This is a genomic window from Oceanisphaera ostreae, assembly GCF_042676125.1.
Classification (GTDB): Bacteria; Pseudomonadota; Gammaproteobacteria; order Enterobacterales; family Aeromonadaceae; genus Oceanimonas; species Oceanimonas ostreae.
Genome location: NZ_JBHTJS010000036.1, coordinates 174,204 through 191,360 on the forward strand (window position 1 = coordinate 174,204; position 17,157 = coordinate 191,360).

18 protein-coding genes are annotated in these 17,157 nt (G+C 50.9%); 12 read left to right on the forward strand and 6 right to left on the reverse strand.

Annotated elements, in window-relative coordinates:
- Nucleotides 1-773: 773 nt before the first annotated feature.
- The 3 genes from ACFQ1C_RS10535 to gltS all read left to right on the forward strand — a co-directional run bounded on the left by ACFQ1C_RS10535 (nucleotide 774) and on the right by gltS (nucleotide 3,739).
- Nucleotides 774-1,496 carry an IclR family transcriptional regulator gene (locus tag ACFQ1C_RS10535; protein ID WP_379558568.1) on the forward strand — a complete coding sequence of 241 codons (723 nt, stop codon included), beginning with the start codon at nucleotides 774-776 and terminating at the stop codon, nucleotides 1,494-1,496.
- Nucleotides 1,497-1,517: 21 nt separating this feature from the next.
- The gene (gene hutG, locus ACFQ1C_RS10540; protein WP_379558569.1) at nucleotides 1,518-2,468 is read left to right on the forward strand and encodes a formimidoylglutamase; all 951 of its coding nucleotides are present in this window, start codon (nucleotides 1,518-1,520) and stop codon (nucleotides 2,466-2,468) included.
- 62 nt (nucleotides 2,469-2,530) lie between these two features.
- Nucleotides 2,531-3,739: a sodium/glutamate symporter gene (gltS, locus tag ACFQ1C_RS10545; RefSeq protein WP_379558570.1), complete on the forward strand. Its 1,209-nt coding sequence runs from the start codon at nucleotides 2,531-2,533 to the stop codon at nucleotides 3,737-3,739.
- Between the two features lie 55 nt (nucleotides 3,740-3,794).
- Here gltS and ftsZ read toward each other — a convergent pair whose 3' ends face one another.
- The gene (gene ftsZ / locus ACFQ1C_RS10550; RefSeq protein ID WP_379558571.1) at nucleotides 3,795-4,886 is read right to left on the reverse strand and encodes a cell division protein FtsZ; all 1,092 of its coding nucleotides are present in this window, start codon (nucleotides 4,884-4,886) and stop codon (nucleotides 3,795-3,797) included.
- 69 nt (nucleotides 4,887-4,955) lie between these two features.
- Complete coding sequence (locus tag ACFQ1C_RS10555) at nucleotides 4,956-5,915, reverse strand: helix-turn-helix transcriptional regulator (RefSeq protein WP_379558572.1); 960 nt, start codon at nucleotides 5,913-5,915, stop codon at nucleotides 4,956-4,958.
- A gap of 212 nt (nucleotides 5,916-6,127) precedes the next feature.
- Here ACFQ1C_RS10555 and ACFQ1C_RS10560 point away from each other — a divergent pair, with 212 nt between their 5' ends.
- Both ACFQ1C_RS10560 and ACFQ1C_RS10565 read left to right on the forward strand, forming a co-directional pair.
- Complete coding sequence (locus ACFQ1C_RS10560) at nucleotides 6,128-6,709, forward strand: M14 family zinc carboxypeptidase (protein WP_379558573.1); 582 nt, start codon at nucleotides 6,128-6,130, stop codon at nucleotides 6,707-6,709.
- Nucleotides 6,710-6,751: 42 nt separating this feature from the next.
- A complete protein-coding gene (locus tag ACFQ1C_RS10565) occupies nucleotides 6,752-6,976 on the forward strand; it encodes a hypothetical protein (protein ID WP_379558574.1) in 225 nt (74 codons plus the stop codon).
- Between the two features lie 64 nt (nucleotides 6,977-7,040).
- Here ACFQ1C_RS10565 and ACFQ1C_RS10570 read toward each other — a convergent pair whose 3' ends face one another.
- Nucleotides 7,041-7,433, reverse strand: coding sequence for a SirB2 family protein (locus tag ACFQ1C_RS10570; protein ID WP_379558575.1), 393 nt, complete (start codon nucleotides 7,431-7,433; stop codon nucleotides 7,041-7,043).
- Nucleotides 7,434-7,587: 154 nt separating this feature from the next.
- Between ACFQ1C_RS10570 and ACFQ1C_RS10575 the strand changes: the two genes are divergently transcribed.
- Nucleotides 7,588-8,016 (forward strand): DUF411 domain-containing protein, encoded by a 429-nt coding sequence (locus ACFQ1C_RS10575; protein ID WP_379558576.1) that lies wholly within the window; start codon nucleotides 7,588-7,590, stop codon nucleotides 8,014-8,016.
- Here ACFQ1C_RS10575 and ACFQ1C_RS10580 read toward each other — a convergent pair.
- Entirely contained in the window at nucleotides 8,013-8,351 is a 339-nt protein-coding gene (locus tag ACFQ1C_RS10580; protein WP_379558577.1) for a DUF2500 domain-containing protein, read from the reverse strand. The two genes, ACFQ1C_RS10575 and ACFQ1C_RS10580, sit on opposite strands and share 4 nt — an antisense overlap.
- A 127-nt stretch (nucleotides 8,352-8,478) precedes the next feature.
- Between ACFQ1C_RS10580 and ACFQ1C_RS10585 the strand changes: the two genes are divergently transcribed.
- From ACFQ1C_RS10585 to ACFQ1C_RS10600, 4 genes are all read left to right on the forward strand, one after another.
- Nucleotides 8,479-10,359, forward strand: a complete 1,881-nt coding sequence (locus ACFQ1C_RS10585; RefSeq protein ID WP_379558578.1) for an intermembrane phospholipid transport protein YdbH family protein — start codon at nucleotides 8,479-8,481, stop codon at nucleotides 10,357-10,359.
- A gap of 1 nt (nucleotide 10,360) precedes the next feature.
- Entirely contained in the window at nucleotides 10,361-10,543 is a 183-nt protein-coding gene (locus ACFQ1C_RS10590; RefSeq protein WP_379558579.1) for a YnbE family lipoprotein, read from the forward strand.
- 9 nt (nucleotides 10,544-10,552) lie between these two features.
- On the forward strand, nucleotides 10,553-10,867 hold the full coding sequence (locus ACFQ1C_RS10595; RefSeq protein ID WP_379558580.1) for a YdbL family protein: 315 nt from the start codon (nucleotides 10,553-10,555) through the stop codon (nucleotides 10,865-10,867).
- 155 nt (nucleotides 10,868-11,022) lie between these two features.
- Nucleotides 11,023-13,092, forward strand: a complete 2,070-nt coding sequence (locus ACFQ1C_RS10600; RefSeq protein WP_379558581.1) for a S9 family peptidase — start codon at nucleotides 11,023-11,025, stop codon at nucleotides 13,090-13,092.
- 146 nt (nucleotides 13,093-13,238) lie between these two features.
- Here ACFQ1C_RS10600 and ACFQ1C_RS10605 read toward each other — a convergent pair whose 3' ends face one another.
- Both ACFQ1C_RS10605 and ACFQ1C_RS10610 read right to left on the reverse strand, forming a co-directional pair.
- Nucleotides 13,239-14,585, reverse strand: a complete 1,347-nt coding sequence (locus ACFQ1C_RS10605; protein WP_379558582.1) for a sodium-dependent transporter — start codon at nucleotides 14,583-14,585, stop codon at nucleotides 13,239-13,241.
- Nucleotides 14,586-14,777: 192 nt separating this feature from the next.
- Nucleotides 14,778-15,896: an acyl-CoA desaturase gene (locus tag ACFQ1C_RS10610; protein ID WP_379558583.1), complete on the reverse strand. Its 1,119-nt coding sequence runs from the start codon at nucleotides 15,894-15,896 to the stop codon at nucleotides 14,778-14,780.
- Between the two features lie 144 nt (nucleotides 15,897-16,040).
- Between ACFQ1C_RS10610 and fabR the strand changes: the two genes are divergently transcribed.
- Both fabR and ACFQ1C_RS10620 read left to right on the forward strand, forming a co-directional pair.
- The gene (gene fabR, locus ACFQ1C_RS10615; protein ID WP_379558584.1) at nucleotides 16,041-16,652 is read left to right on the forward strand and encodes an HTH-type transcriptional repressor FabR; all 612 of its coding nucleotides are present in this window, start codon (nucleotides 16,041-16,043) and stop codon (nucleotides 16,650-16,652) included.
- 23 nt (nucleotides 16,653-16,675) lie between these two features.
- Nucleotides 16,676-17,053 carry a YijD family membrane protein gene (locus ACFQ1C_RS10620; protein WP_379558585.1) on the forward strand — a complete coding sequence of 126 codons (378 nt, stop codon included), beginning with the start codon at nucleotides 16,676-16,678 and terminating at the stop codon, nucleotides 17,051-17,053.
- The last annotated feature ends 104 nt before the right edge of the window (nucleotides 17,054-17,157 follow it).

The following is a 17,157-nucleotide window of genomic DNA, read 5'->3' on the forward strand; positions in this document are numbered from 1 at the left end:
TCGAAGTTCAGTTATTCGCATTGGTGAATCGAATAATCAGCTGGTATTCTTCATCGCGGGCAAGCCAATTGGCTTGCCCTTTTTTTGTCTGTTTTTTTCTGTCTATCTATCCTTCTTTCAAGATGATGGTGCCATTGGCGCCGTTTGTGACTGTTTCGTTCCTGCTTCCCATCTGCAATCTATCTAATCTAATACCAATCTGGAAAACTAACTGCTCTTTTTTTGTTTATATAAAAGCCGAACAAAGAGTCAACTCCACCGACCCGCTGCAAGCACATCCGTGTGACGCTCAAACACATAACATCCCTGTTATGTGATGGTCGGTGGAGCCGATCTCTTTATCCGTCCCTAGGCTGCGAGGTCGCCTGTTGGTGCGCTTTACAGACAGCTCAGAGCTTAAGGAGAGGCAACAGAGATCGGCTCCCACGACCGTGACAATGCCAGGGATGGCATTTCCTGAGCCTGCAGGGGGCAGCTTGCTGCCGTGTATCTTTGTTGAGTATTGGAACGAATATCCTGTGAATATTCGCAGCCGTTACCCAGCAAAGATGGCTAGCCCAGTGGCGTGTCGTGGGAGCTGACTCTGTTTTCTCTCGTATCCGATTTTAAACTAGATCAGATTTTTACTTAGATTGGTATAAATGTTAAATCATGGTGATTTATGCCGCATTTTTTAGAAAAATAGCACTATATTTACATTATATTCCCGTATTTTGAGAACGTAAGTTTACATCGTCGATTTATCAGGCAATGTGCGCCGCAAGGAGAGGATCATGACCATCAAAATCAGCTCTCAGGACAAGGTGTTTACGCTGTTGTCATCTCTGGTAACGGCCCCCTGTGCCGTTACCGCCCGCGAACTTGCCGAGCTGACCGGTCTGCCATTGTCCAGCACCTATCGTTATCTGGCGGTGCTGTGCCGCTGGTCACTGGTGCAGGAGCGGCAAAGCGGCAGGTATGCACCTGGGCCTATGGCGGTGCAGCTGGCGGCCGGTTTCGAACATCAGAACAGCGTGTTGACCTGGGCTCGTCCCTTGCTGGCCGAGCTGGCGGAGCGCTCGGGAGAAAGTGCCGCCCTGATGATGATTTCCGGCAATCGTGCCTTGTGTGTTGAGATGATCGACAGCTCTCAGGCTCTGCGTTGTTGCTACCAGAAAGGCTATTCCCAACCCTTGCGCTACGGCGCGAGTGCTAGGGCCTTGCTGGCGTTTATGGACGAGACGCTGCGCGAGCAGATACTGGCGGAACTGCCGCCGGCAGAGCGAACCCTGATGATTCAGTCGCTGGAGCAGGTTCGGGAGCAGGGTTACGCGGTATCACAAGGTGAAATCGATCAGGGAGTCTGGGGTGTTAGTGCACCGGTACTGGGCAGCCGAGATAATCTGCTCGGCGCCATCAGCCTGATGGCTCCTGTGGAGCGGGTCGGTGCACTCCAGAGTCAGTGGGGCCGCTGGGTCTGCGATACCGCCGCACGCTTGGGCGCCATGAGCAATTAGTCAATTTAGTGAGGAAGCGTAATGAAACAAACCGCATATAGTGCCGCCGATATGTCTCTGTGGCAGGGACGGGTAGATCACGAAGAAGGTGATCTGGCCCGACGCTGGCACCAGCAGGTGCAGGCTGCAGAGGGTGAGCAGATCCCCGGCCTAGTATTGCTGGGCTTTTGTTGTGATGCCGGTGTGCTCCGCAATCAGGGGCAGGTGGGCGCCGCCGCCGGACCGCAAGCGCTGCGGGCTGCCACCGCAAACCTAGCCTGGCATCTGGATACGCCTCTCTATGACGGTGGCGATGTGCATTGTCATGGAGATGAGCTGGAAGCGGCTCAGGCGCTGTATGCCGACAAGGTGGCGGCGTTCATGGATGCTGGACACCGGGTGATAGGGCTTGGCGGCGGTCACGAGATTGGCTATGCCAGCTTTAGTGGTTTGGTGGAGCACCAGTGCCGCCAGCAAGAAACTCCGCGTATCGGCATCATCAACTTCGATGCCCATCTGGATTTGCGTCGCTCGGCACGCGCCAGCTCTGGCACCCCTTTCAATCAATGTGCCACCCTGTGCGAAGCACGCGGACTGCCGTTTCATTACACCTGTATCGGCGTCAGCCGTTACCACAATACCGACGCGCTATTCGAACGCGCGAGCCAGCTGAATACCCGTATCGTGCTGGATGAAGAGCTGAATGGCTGGGATTTGCAGCCACTGAATGCGGCACTGGATCAGGCTATTGCCGAGGTCGACCTGCTGTATGTCACTGTTTGTCTGGATGTACTACCGGCCAGTCTGGCGCCGGGCGTCAGTGCTCCGGCCGGACGAGGCATGGATCTGGGGCTGCTGGAGTATGCGCTGGAGCGCATCAAATCCAGCAACAAAATGAAGATGGCCGATATCGCCGAGCTGAACCCGGCTCGAGATCGCTACTCAAGCACGGCCCGTGTGGCCGCGCGCCTGTTGGCCCGGCTTGCCGGCTGACCCTGTTTGTCGGCTCTGGTTTGGGCCGACATTGTAATTAGTTGTAGATATAGGGAAATAAAATGAATCTCATTACTCTTGATGTGATGAACACCACGGCTCTGGCGGCCTTGCTGCTGATGCTGGGTCTGGTATTACAGCGCAAGGTGGGTCTGCTCCACCAGTTGTGCGTCCCGGCCCCAGTGATTGGCGGCTTCGGTTTCGCTTTGGTAGTGTGGGTCGCCCGTAGCTGGGGAGGGGTAGAGTTCCAGTTCGATACGGCTCTGCAAACACCTCTGATGATTGCGTTTTTTGCAACCGTCGGCCTAGGTGGTAGCCTGGCTTTACTGAAAAAAGGCGGCAAGGTGCTGGGGATTTACTTGGTTGCCTGCTGGGGATTGGCGTTGCTGCAGAATGGGTTGGGGATCGGCATAGCTACCTTGCTGGGCGAACACCCGCTACTCGGTCTGATGGCCGGTGCCGTCTCTCTGGAAGGGGGCTTCGGTGCCGCAGCGGCTTTTGGGCCTGAGGCCGAGGCGCTGGGTGTGACGGGTGCCACTACCGCCGCCTTGGCCTCAGCCACCTTCGGCATGGTGGCCGGAGGTCTGCTGGGCGCCCCGGTGGCCCGACTGCTGATCAATCGTCACAAGGTCGATATTCATGCAGAACAGGTACATGATCTAAAAGAGCTGCAAGCTGCGGAGCGCTCGGTACCTACTCCCATTACTGGTGTGCTGTTGTTGAAAATACTGGCGGTGGTGCTGTGTACCATGATTACCGGTTTGTGGCTGAGTGGTTATTTGCGCGCGGACTTCGATATCATTCTGCCGTCTTATGTCGGCGCCATGTTTATCGCTATTGTGCTGCGTAATCTGAACGAGAAGTTTGCTCTGCTGACGCTGCCCGACAACGCCATCCATGTGGTTAGCGATTTTTGTTTGGGGATATTTCTGACCATGGCGATGATGTCGCTCCAGCTATGGCAGCTGGCTGATCTGGGCTGGTCATTGCTGATTATTCTGGTGGTACAAACCCTAGCCATCATATTGCTGGCGGTCTTCCTGATGTTCCGACTGATGGGTGGTAATTACGATGCAGCGGTATTATGCGCCGGTTTTGTTGGGCACGGTTTGGGGGCGACGCCCAATGCTGTGGCCAATATGGGAGCGGTATGTGATCGTTACAAGGTGTTCTCGCACAAGGCCTTTATCGTGGCACCGTTATGCGGAGCCGTACTGATCGATATCGTAGCGATACCAGCTATCACTTGGTGTCTAAACGTGTTTAGCTAAGCTGACAACGGAACTCAGATAGTGAAAGGCCGGTGCATTGCACCGGCCTTTGTCGTTATTGTTGGCGTTGGCGCAAAAAGGCTGGAATGTCTAGCCCCTCAGGCGTTGGCTCGGTAGGATGCTCAGCGGCGGACTGTGCTTTCGGCTGTGGCTGAGTCGGCGCTATGGTTGCTTGCTGTGGCTGTATGCCCGTTGCAATCATAGTCACCTGTATACTATCGATTAAGTTGGGATCTAAGCTAATACCCGACACGACGGTGGCATATTCCCCCACGCACTCGGCAACCTGATCACCAATCTTCTGAAAATCATCCAGGCCAATATCCATAGATGCCACCACGTTTAACAGCACGCCGCGCGCACGCTCTAGTTCTACGCGTTCGAGTAGCGGATTGTTTAAGGCCTGTAATGTTGCATCTGCTACCTTATTGGCACCGGTACCCAAACCTATACCCATCACCGCCTTGCCTTGCTGGCGCATGATGGTGCGCACATCGGCAAAGTCGATATTGATAAGGCCGGTTTGACCAATAATATCGGCCAAACCCTTAACGGCATTTTGGATCACTCTGCTGCTTTCGGTAAACGCTTGTAGTAACGGTGTTTTGGCACCCAGCACTTTGAGCAGATAATCGTTGGGTAGCACCAATAATGCATCGGTGTGTTCGGCGAGCACGGCAAGCCCTGCGTCTGCAGCTTTAGCGCGCTGTTTACCTTCAAAAGCAAAGGGCCGAGTGACAATTGCTACTGTCATAACGCCAAGCTCTCGTGCTATTTGAGCGACGATAGGCGCTGCACCTGTGCCTGTACCGCCGCCCATGCCGGCGGTAATAAAGCATAAATCCGCGCCCCTTAAATGGGCACGGATTTCATCAAGACTTTCTTCTGCTGCTTGTCGACCAATGTCAGCTTGCGCCCCGGCACCTAAGCCGCGGGTTAGTACTTTACCCAGTTGCAGGATCTCAACGCGACTTTGCTGTAATGCTTTGGCATCGGTATTCATTGCCACAATATTAACGCGTTCGGGCAAAGTGCTATCGGCTAATAGGTTAACGGTATTACCACCGCAGCCCCCAACGCCAATTACACTGATATTAATAGCGTCACAATCTGCTTCGGCCGGTTCAAAAAGGAGATGGTCGTTCATCCGGGACTCCGTGGAAAACAAAAGGGCTGAATTAGTCAGCCCTTGCAAATTAAGGTGATAATAAATAGCTTAGCTATTTTTTAGAGACTCTGGTGCCAGTATCTCAACTTTTCCCGCCATATCGGTAAGCCAGCGGCGAAATTCAGGGGAATCTTTGACTTCAGTTTCCACCATCATGCTCTGCTTGTCGTAACGGGTCAACCTAGGGTTGTTGCCCGGAATAGCCGTTTCAATAATGGCACGATTTGGATTAGTAATTCGACCCACAAAATGAATGGTGTCGGACTCTTCGTGATAACCTTTTTCGCGTATCAATTTATTGACGCTAAATTCACGTGGCTGCATCACTGGGCGGCTGGTGAGTTCCACTTCTTTGATATTTTCAAAGGAAATGCCGTAAATTTTAGGGTCCATATCCGATACGGTGCATAACAGCATGGTGCCGTCTTTGCGGCCAACAATGCCCAATGGATTCACTTGCTCATAACGCAGCCACACGGTGCGGCCTTTAATGACGCGCTTAATTTCGGCACTAAACTTACGACCGCGCCATAGTGCATCACGAATCGTGGTGGCGCGGCGTATCTCTGGGCTGCCAGCAAACGGCTTAGGTAAGCGCACTACATTCTCTGTCCAGCGACTGGCCAATTCGCTTTTACTGTCTTTAATTACCTGATTTGCTTTATCAATAATCGGGTTTAATTCGGCTAATACGCTAGCGGGCAGTAGGTCTGCGGCCTGGTCGTTCCAGGTCTTAAGCGCCATCGCCAAGCCAAGCGGCATAAAGTTGGCAAAATCATTTAAACCATTGCGTTCAAAACACCAGCCGTGGGGTTTGCTACGGTCATCGGAGGTGAGATCAAATAGGCCCATGCCAGACATCTCTTCTAAGTCACGCTGTACGGTGCGCAAACTTACCTGAATGCCTTCTTCTTCTAGCTTTACTTGCAGCTGGCGTGCGGTCAGCTTGTACGGACGATAAGGAACACAGCGCGCCAGGGTCAATTGTCTTAATAGCTTCTTACTCATGGTGATGCCCTCTTGCTTGGTATGATTCTATCCTAGATTAAGGGTGTGACAACTTCTGTCGCATCTTTTTCGAGGTAGACTGTCGCTGTTTGTATACACTCTCGTTTCTATGGTCGGTTTCTGACGCTATCTAGCCATAATCTCAATTCTGTGTTTATGTATGTAAGTAATTGAAGTTAAAAGACCTTGTTGAGGCTGAGATGAAAATGTTCATGCTGTTGTTACTCTTTTCAAGCTGCTTGGCTTGGGCAGGTTCGGTCGCGAAAACGCCCTTCGAGCAGGCAAAGAAACAGTCGCTACCCGATAGCCAAATGATTAGCCACTATCTAGCGACCTTGGATAAGACCTCGGATAACGCCAAATTAGTGCAACTGGGTATTTCGGCTGGTGGCCGACCGCTAGAAGCACTCTTGCTTTCTAGCTCGGCTGGCTTTTTACAGCACTCTGCCAGCGAAGCCGATAAAGCCACCGTGATGATATTTGGCTCGCAACACGGTAACGAGCCGGCAGGAGCCGAGGCCATGCTGCAGTTGGCGCGCGAGCTAGTGGCGGTACAGCATCCGGGCTTGTTGTCGCGGATGAATCTGGTACTGATGGCCATGGCGAACCCTGACGGCCGAGACTTGGCCTCTCGGCACAATGCTGACAACGACAATACCAATATTGACTATGTGGCTCTGCAAGCCAGAGAAACTCGGTTATTAGTGGATGCCTTGCATCGTTTTAATCCGGATGTGGTGTATGACGCGCACGAGTCGGGAATTTGGAAGCGGGTGCTGACTAACGGACGTTGAGGCGCAGTTCGATATGGGAAATAACCGGAGACTCGGCCTGGAGTGCGGGAAAAGGTGCAGGTAGAAGTGGAGGTGACCCAAGATACAGTGACTTTGCAGCGGGGCGACTTGTTAGTTCCCATGAGCCAGACACTTGCACCGCTTGCCGCCTTGATGCTGGACCCGCGCTCTAGCAATGCTTTATATCAAGAAAATGAATGGTCATGGCTGGCGTTAGGCGAGTTTCCAGTTTACCCCGTGGTCGAGCCTGTTACTAATGTGCCTTGATGTCGCAGGTGTTAACGAGCGATAAACGACCAGAGGCAGCAATAGCCTCTGGTCGTTGCATATTTTAGCTAAGTGCTAGCCAAGATAATGGCGATTTGCTTACGGCAGCGCCGTAGATGTAGGTAAAAATAGCAATAGAGGCCAACGTGGCGATCAAGCGTTGACCACGAGTTTTGCCGCGCTTAATAGCGATGGTGCCAACTACAATATACAGCACTAGCCCAATCACCTTGGCGGTAAGCCAGGGGCTATTGCCAAAGGGTATCTGGCTACTTAATACGGCCAGCCAGATGCCTAACGCCAGTAGCAGTGTATCGACTATATGGGGGGCTACTTTTAAAAATTTACTCTTGATGCGAGCAGGCGAGGGTACCGCCAACCAGGCGCGCAATATAAAGAGGGTAATACTAATTAGCGCAAACATCATGTGGGCATGTTTAATGGCCATGTAAGACATAGTAACTCCGCGAAATACAATTAAGATGGCACTATGATAGCAGGAACCGGTTTTGTGGTAGTGTGAAATACAGAACAAGATCCAAACACTGAGCGGTGAGTCCCTTTATCTTGAGTGCCGCATGCGGAAAGCCTAACGAACAATAAGGAATATTATGCTGAAAAAGTCTTTTTATGGTTTGGTGGCGACCCTACTGTCGGTGCCGGTACTGGCTGCACCACTCACCGTATATAAATCACCTATCTGTGGCTGTTGTGAGGACTGGGTCACTCATATGCAAGACTCGGGCTTCGAGGTCACGGTTATTGATGACAATAATATGACTCCGATAAAAAAGCTCGCCGGTGTACGCCCAGAGCTTGCGTCTTGCCATACCGGCTTGATCGATGGCTACGTGATTGAGGGGCATGTGCCAGCTGCCGACGTACGACAATTATTGCAACAGCAGCCTGAGGTTCGAGGCTTGACGATTCCTGGCATGCCACAAAGTGCGCCAGGCATGGACATCCCTGGCTCTCCTTATGAAGTTTTAAGCTTTGATAAGCAGGGTAATACGGCGGTATTCAGTCGCTACCCTGGCTAACTATCCATCTCGAAGGCAATAAAACGACTGCCTTTAAAAACGAGGGTGCCGGTTTGTGCGGGTTGGAGTTGTTCATAAAGGTGTTGGCTTACTTGAAATTGACGTTCTTCAGCACCTTCTAGCGGACGAAAGGTCACATAATAGTTAATTTTTGGTGGCGGTAGCTCGGTTTGTTGCTGATGAGTTTGTCCCATGAATTCGCGATAATTTTTATCGACGACGAGCACTGCCACGCTGCGTTCAGACTGAGCATTATTGTGGAGATATGTGTAGAGTCGTCGTCCAATAACGATGATGGCAATCAGAATGATGCCCCAAAATATAATTTTGCTCATTGGGTCTCCTTGTTCTTTTTGTTGCGGCTAATCTTTAATAAAAAGGTGCACGTTAGTTCGATGAAAATGGCTCTTAAATGAGCTAACGATACACAGAGTATGGCCATTATTAAGGGAGCTGTTAATAGTGCGATTGAGTGTGACGTTGAGCATGCCGTTAACTGGGCTGTTATTTGCGCTGTGGCTGATTTCGACTCCCGCACTGGCGCTTTTGCCACCTAATTTACAAGTACAAGCCAACCTCAAACGAGCCACTGTGCCTGCCTGCCCCAAAGAAACGGCAAGCGGGCTGACCATTACGCTTGATGAGGGGCATTTGAGCGGCCGGTTAGCTAGCCTAAGTTTAGATTTAACCTGCTCGCGTAGCCAACCTGACCCCCATGATACTCAGACCGTTGATCCCGCCGATGCGTTATCCTTGTTACTTACCTTGCCAGCCATTGATTTTGAAATAGAGACCCTGACGTTACACCTGCCCGAAGGCGTGATCAGTGGGCCTGCTAAGCTACATCACCAGCAGCAACATCTTGACGTGTTATGGCAGACCGATGCCGGTGCCACGCAACTGAGTATTATGCCCAAGCAGTCGGGCTGGCGCTGGCGTGGTGAGCTGCCGGGGCACTTACTGACCCCAAGTTTACGCCAGCCCGTGCAACTTAGTGGCGGCTGGCAACCCGAACAACCCTTCACGTTACAGGTAGCGGGCTCTTTGCCAGCGCCCTTGGCGGGTAATTGGCAGCTGGCGTTAAACGCAGAGCTGCGCCAAGGTCAGTGGCAGTTAAGCCCCCGCTCACAACTCACGGTAGATCGTTTGCAGTGGAAAAACCTGACACTAAAACAGCTAAAGCTGGTGCCTCAGGGCGATTTGCAGTTAGACAAACCTTGGCAAGCGAGGCTGAGCTGGCAGCAAGGGCAATGGCAGCAGCAGCGCTTGCCAGCTGCCGCGTTACAACTGCGCGGTGAGCAGAATAATCCGCTACGCGGTACCGTACTACTTGAACTGGCCCCAGACTTACAGCTGAGAGGCAATTGGCGTTATGGTTTAGGTGACAGTGGTTTAAATAAGGGCGGTTTAGGTGGAAGCAGCCAACTGCAGGGAAGTAATGAATTGGCACTGGAGATTCCAACTCAGAGCTGGTCTGCCGTCAGTGTCTGGTCGTGGTTAGACTCTTGGTTGAACCTGCCGGTGGGGCTAGCACCGCAAGCAGGGCAATTACGTTTATCGCTCTCGGCGCCTCATCTACTCGATAACAAGCAGCCTTTAATGGTGCAAGCTGAGCTGCAAGATGGGCAATTTGGTTATCGCGATATGCTGGCCGAGCAAGTGGCGGCTAAGCTTAAGTTGCTCTGGAGCCAAAAGGGGCTGCAGAGCGTAGGGCCTCAAGCTTTATCAATTGCTAAACTCGAGATAGGAGTGCCCATTACTGATATTAATGCGGCGCTACGTTGGCATCAACAAGGGCCTTGGCTGTCGGGGTTAACGGCACAAGCGCTAGGTGGACAACTTGCGTTGTCGCCCATGGCGCTAACCAGTAAACCCAGTGGCGAGTTACATGCCAGTGATATCTCATTAGAGCAAATATTGAGTTACGCCAATGTGGACGGGTTAACCGGTAGTGGCCAACTGCACGGCCGGTTGCCGTTTGCATATGACGGTGGCATTAGCGTCACTCAAGGCCGGGCTCATAGTGATCAAGGCTGGATTTCTTATAAAGCGAATCAGCAACTCGCAGCAACCGGCGAGGCTAATATATCACTGGGCTTAACCTTAGGTTTACTAAGCGATTTGCGTTACGACCAACTTAGCGCCACTATTTCAATGGCACGTACTGGCGAGGCCACGGTGGATACGCGTTTACAGGGGCGCGCGCCAGTAATGGGCAAAATGCACCCCGTTAACTTCAATTATCACCATCAAGAAAACCTGTTACAGTTGCTCGCTAGTCTGCGCTTTGCCCAAGATTTGAGTGAACAACTACCAGCCAGATTTCAGGGGGAGAGCAAATAAAATGATGAAATACATGGCCATAGTGGGCCTATTATTGCTAAGCGGCTGTACGCCCCGAGTAGAAATCATGATACCAGACAAGCCCATAACCGTTAATTTGAACGTAAAGGTTGATCACGAAATTCGGGTTCGAGTTGATAAAGAGCTAGAACAGTTGTTTGAGCAAGAGCAGGGTTTGTTCTAAGGAGTGACTATGCGGTGGTTGATAATAGTATTGGTAGCAAGCCTTAGCTGGTCGGCTTGGGCGCTAGATTTGCAACAAGCCAAGCAACAAGGTTTGGTGGGTGAGCAATTGAATGGCTTAGTGGGAGTAGTACAAGGCGGTGGTGCAGTCGCGGCCGTAGCTAATGACATTAATCGTAAGCGGTTAGCTAGTTATCAATACATAGCACAGCGCACTGGCACGAGTCTTACCGTGGTGCAGCGCCGCGCTGGGCAGTTAAACGTAGAGCGCACCCAGAGTGGGCACTACATCCAGCTAGCCGACGGCAGCTGGCGCAAGAAATAGCGCCTTACGCTATAAGCCTTACGCGGTACGTTCAATATAAAAGCCGACTCTTGTAGGGCCGGCTTTTTTATTGTGAATGCCCGGCCCAAGCTTGTCTTTTTCCATATGGCGTATGGCGTACAACGTACAGCTTTCTTCTCTTAAAAGGTCTCGATGTGCCAATAGAACCACCGGTTGCCAAAAAAATTCCTCATATCCTTACTAGCCATAATGATGCGCGTATCGATAATTATCATTGGCTGCGTGATGACGAACGAGACAACCCGCAGGTGCTCGCCTATTTAGAGCAAGAAAACCAATATGCAGAGCTGATGCTAGCGCCGCTGAAATCCCAGCAAGAAACCCTGTATCAAGAAATGATTTCCCGCATTCGCCAAGACGACAGCTCGGTGCCTTATCTAAAAAATGGTTACTGGTATCAAACGCGTTTTCAGCAGGGTTTAGAGTACGCGATTATTGAGCGTCACCTTGATGGCCTGCCAGAGCAGCGGCAAGTGTTGCTTAATGGTAACGAGCGCGCAGAGGGCCATGCCTATTACGACCAAGGCCAAATGGGAGTTAGCCCCGATCAGCGCATATTGGCTTTTGCCGAAGACTTTGTGTCGCGCGGCCAGTACCAAATTCGTTTTAAATCTCTTGCCGATGACAAACAATTAGCGGGTAAACAGCATGATGAGGTGCTGGAAAATACTTCTGGCAACTTAGTGTGGGCCAACGACAGCCAAACGCTGTTTTACGTTAAGCAAGATGCAGAAACGCTGCTACCTTATCAGGTTTATCGTCATGCGTTAGGCACCCCGCAAAGCCAAGATGTGTTGGTGTATGAAGAAACCGACAATAGCTTTTATACCAGTATTTATAAAAGCCGCTCTAACGACTACATCGTGATTGGCGCCTGGAGCACGGTGACCAGCGAAGTTAATTTATTGTCTGCAAACCAGCCTACTGCCCCAGTGCAAACGTTTTTGCCACGTAAACGCGGCCATGAATATGATGTTGAGCATTATCAGGGGCAATTTTATATACGCTCTAATAAAGACGGTGTGAACTTTGGTCTGTACCAGGCCGATGATGGTGACGCAGCGTCGTGGGATGTATTGCAGTGGCAGTCGTTAATTGCCGCGCGGCCAAGCGTACTGCTAGAGGATTTCACCCTGTTTCGCGATTGGCTAGTGCTAGAAGAGCGTTGCGAAGGGTTAATACAGCTGCGTCAAATTCATCGCCAACATGGCACTGAGCATCATATCCGATTTGATGATCCCACTTATGTCACTTGGCTTGGGGTTAATGCCGAAGCCGACAGCGCTTGGTTACGTTATGGCTACTCGTCGCTAACGCGGCCGGTGACTATGTATGAAGTGAATATGGACACCCAACAGCGACGCGAGCTAAAACAAGAATACGTAGGCGAGCAGTTTAGCGCCGAGCGTTATCGCAGCGAGCGAGTGTGGGTGACAGCCCGCGATGGGGCTAAGGTGCCGGTATCGCTGGTGTATCGCGTTGACTTGTTTAAGTCACTGGCGGGCAATCCGTTGTTGGTTTACGCCTATGGGGCGTATGGGGCCAGTATGGACCCTGACTTTAGCTCGGCGCGTTTGAGCTTGTTGGACCGCGGTTTTGTATACGCCATCGCCCATGTGCGTGGTGGCGAAGAGCTGGGGCGTGATTGGTATGAGCAAGGCCGCCTGCTGAATAAACAAAATACCTTTAATGATTTTATTGACGTCACCCAAACGCTAATCGATCAAGGTTATGGCGATAAAAGCCGCGTATTTGCTGCAGGTGGTAGTGCCGGTGGTCTGCTGGTGGCGGGGGTGATTAATATGGCACCTGGATTATTTAAGGGTGCAGTCGCCGATGTGCCTTTTGTTGATGTGGTCACCACTATGTTGGATGAGTCGATTCCTTTAACGACCGGCGAATTTGATGAGTGGGGTAACCCAGCAGAGCCTGAGTATTACCACTATATAAAATCCTATAGCCCCTACGATCAGGTGCAGCCGCAGTCTTATCCTAACTTGCTGGTCACTACCGGATTACATGACTCACAGGTGCAATACTGGGAGCCGGCCAAGTGGGTGGCTAAGTTGCGAGAGATGAAAACCTGCCGCAATTTATTGCTGCTGTGTTGCGATATGGAAACCGGACACGGGGGTAAGTCTGGACGTTTTGAGTCTTATCGAGATCTAGCAAGAGAATACGCCTTCCTGCTGGCGCTGGCGTAAATACAGCGGTACGCCGTACGCTATACGCCGTACGTAAAAACCCAAACAGGGGGCATCTTTAACGTATGGCGTACAGCGTTAGACGTACCGCTTTCTCTTGGTCATCTTTAACGTATGGCGTACAGCGTTAGGCGTACCGCTTTCTCTTAGTTAAAAGACTGAATAATCACCACCAGTACGAGCACTGGGCAGACGAAGCGTACGTACCAGGGCCAAATCTTCCAGAATAAACCTTGCTCTATCTCGGGATAGCCGGCTTTCAATTCTGCCAATACCGCATTGCGCTGCCACACCCAACCCGCATAAAGGGTAATGCATAAGCTCACCAGTGGCTGGGCATACTGAGTGGTAGCGGTAATCACCAAGCCAAACAAGCTGCCAAAGTTAAAGACAATCACGATGCTAAACAGCGTACACACCGCCGTAACCAGCCAAGTAGCCTTTATCCGCGACAACGTTGTAGATTCCAACACTAAAGAGACCGGGGCCTCTAGCATCGAAATAGCAGAGGTGAGGGCGGCTACTATCATTAGCAAGAAAAAAGCGAACGCCACCGGATATTGCGCGGCGCCCATACTGTCAAACAAGGCAGGTAATACCGAAAACACTAAGGTATCGGAGCTGAGCAGGCTGCCGTCGTCAGCAAAAATGGTCACGCCGTTGTGTTGTGCCACATACATAGCTGGCAAGATCAGCAGACCCGCCATAAAAGCCACGCCCGTATCTAATAAAGTAACTTGAGCTGCCAGTGCCGGAATATTGGCCTGACGATCTAGATAAGAGCCATATAGCATCATTACCGCCGCACCTAGCGATAACGAGAAAAAGCTTTGACCCAGAGCGCCAATTAGAACGTCACCATTTAAGACGCGAGAAAAGTCCGGCACCAGATAGACTTTCAGGCCTTCACTGGCACCCGGTTGCAGCAGCATATAACCGGTTAATAACACCAACATTACCAACAGCAAGGGCATTAAGCGGCTCGACCATTTTTCGATGCCCTGTTCCAGGCCTCGGCTCACCACATACAGGCTGAGTAGGGCAAAAATGAGGGTAAATACCACATTACGAGAGGTAGAAAAATCAGTTAGCCAGCTGGCCGAGCTGCTGGCGCCGGCTAGGCTAGCAATGGGCGCTAGGGCATAAGAGACAAACCAACCGGAGACGATGGCATAGAAAGTGAAAATAAAGCTCACGGTTAACACGGCGGCCAAGCCCACCAAACCGGCAATCGGCTTACCTAAAGGGTGTTTAGTGAGAGTTTTCAGCGCAAGAAAGGGATTAGATTGGCCATGGCGACCAATGGTAATTTCCGCCACCAACATGGGGTAGCCCAGTAAAAAGATAAACAGCAGGTAGACCAGTAAAAACGCACCGCCGCCATTACTGGCAGCCTGAGTAGGAAAGCCCCAAATGTTCCCCACGCCGATGGCTGAACCGGCGGCGGCCATTACGAATCCTAGCTTGCTGCTGAACTGTGCTCTTTTTTCCACGTCTTGCTGCTCCTGCTGACTGTAAAGTTAAATGTACAACGGCTGATAAACAAAAATAGCGGTGACTATGGTATTTTGCAGTGTTTTTGTCAAAGAGAAGTGAACGGAGTAGGGGATCTTGGTGAGGAAGTGCTGCTTTTCAGGCAAAAATAAGGCGCATTGCTGCGCCTTATACAAAGAGGTTAGCTGGGCTTACGCAAACTGAGTGGTTAGCTTAAGCCAGTTACGTCGTTGAATAGTAAAAGCGGCTTTCAACTCATCGCAGCTCAGTCGTAGTCGTAACTCTTCGTACTTACAGCGCACGGCCTTTTTCTTTAGGTCCAGTAAGTGCTTGCGCATCTGGTAGTAGTTTTTAAGCTGCAGTAATAAACGGTCATATTCACTGTGCAACAGTGCTAGCCACTGCTCGGTATCGGCATTTTGCTGGCGCTTCATGATTTTTTGCCGAGCAATTTCGAAGCGGCGTTCCAGCTTTGCTTGCTCAATGCGTTCTGGTGGGCAGGTACGCAGGCGAGATGTTAGCTTTAGCCAGCTCATACTGCGGATCAACCATTTAGTCGGGTCGTAATGCCACCAGCGAATACCGTTACGATAGTCAAACTCAAATAGGTGGTGGAAATTATGGTAGCCCTCACCAAAGGTCAACACAGCCAGCAAGTCGTTATCTCGCGCCGAGTTTTTGCTGGTATAAGGCTGACGGCCCCAAAAGTGCGCCAAAGAATTAATAAAGAAAGTGACATGATGGCCAAGAAATAATCGTAAGCCTCCAGCCAATAGCAGCATGCCCCAGACATCACCGTGCCAGAAACCCAGCAGCAACGGCAGGCCGAGATTCATCAGTAACGTTAGCACCAGATAATATTTGTGCTGAAACTGCAGAATACGGTTGCGTTTAAGATCGGCAATATTGCTATCGTCTGGAGTGTTGTAGTGGCGCAGCATCCAACCCATATGTGAGAACCACAATCCTCGGCTAGCCGAGTAAGGGTCTTTGTCGGTGTGATCGACATGGCGATGATGACGGCGGTGGTCGGCACACCAATGGTAGGCCGAATTTTGTAACGATAGTGCCCCACCCAATGCAAATATCCATTGCAGCAGCGGATGCGCATCATAGGCTTTGTGGGCCCATAAACGATGATAACCGGCGGTAATAGATAAACAGCTATAGCTGAACAGCACCAGCATGGCCAGCCATTGCCAGCCATCAAAGCCATGTGCGAGGCCATACCAAGGCACTAATACCACTGCAGCTAGTCCCGTCAGAGAAAATACGGCTAGGTTGGTCCAAATTATAGGGGGTTTATGCATGTTGATTGTCCATTGAGCGAACAGATGTGCGCTATTTTTGACTGTAATAGCAGCAGGGTCAATCAAAAAATAAACTAACAGAGCTGACCGCTTAGCGACAAAGGGGTATGATTCCAGTCTGAATATGCTAGACCTTGGTGTACCGTGGGTATTCGCGCAGAACAAAAAGAAAAGACCCGACGTACTCTAATTGATGCGGCTTTTAGCCAACTGAGTGCCGAACGCAGCTTTTCCAGTTTAAGCTTGCGCGAAGTAGCGCGAGAAGCGGGGCTGGCGCCAACTTCTTTTTATCGTCACTTTAAAGACATGGAAGAGTTGGGGTTGACGTTAGTCGATGAAGGTGGGCTCACCCTAAGACAATTAATGCGTCAAGCTCGTCAACGTATTGCCGATGGTGGTAGTGTTATTCAAATATCGATAAAAACCTTTATGGAGTTTATCGAACGCAGCCCAGACGTATTCCGCCTGCTATTGCGTGAGCGTTCTGGTACTTCGGCGGCGTTTCGCCAAGCAGTGGCCCGTGAAATTCAGCATTTTACTGCCGAGCTGACCGACTATTTGGAAGAAAAGCAGCAAACCAGCCGAAGTTATGCTGAAATGCAGGCTCAAGCGATGGTCACTATCGTATTTAGTGCCGGTGCAGAAGCACTGGATATGAATGAAAATGAGCGGTCGGCATTGGCTGAACGTATGACCTTGCAACTGCGGATCATTGCTAAGGGCGCAGATGCATACAATAAAGCAAAGAGGCTCTAAGCCCTATATCAGGAAGGATGACCATGTCAGTAAGTAAACCTATTCGTCGTAAACCTATTTTGTTAGCGCTGTTAGTTGGCCTTTGTGGTAATGCCACCCTCGCTACCTTAAGTGTTAGCCAGCTGGCGTTTTCTGTTTTCCCTATCATAGCGTTGGCGCTAGCCGCCCACATGCTATATCAGGAATATCTGAGCTCTCCCATGGAAGGAGATACTCCTCTATGTACTTTGCTCGCTTTTTTGATTGGGGTATTTGGCTATTCAGCATTTTTGCGCACCCAGTTCCCCGAGATGGGCACCAACTTTCTCTCGGTGATGATAAGCCTAGTATTGGTTATCTGGCTGGCATTAAAAATGGGTGTGGCAGCACGACCTGTAGTTAAAGAAGACGTCAAATCATAATTTGATACTGACGAACAATAAAAAAGCCTGCCATTTGGCGTAACACCGATCAGTTAAGAAATTTTGGCGATCGGTTGACCGATCCTTATACGGCGTCAGAATAC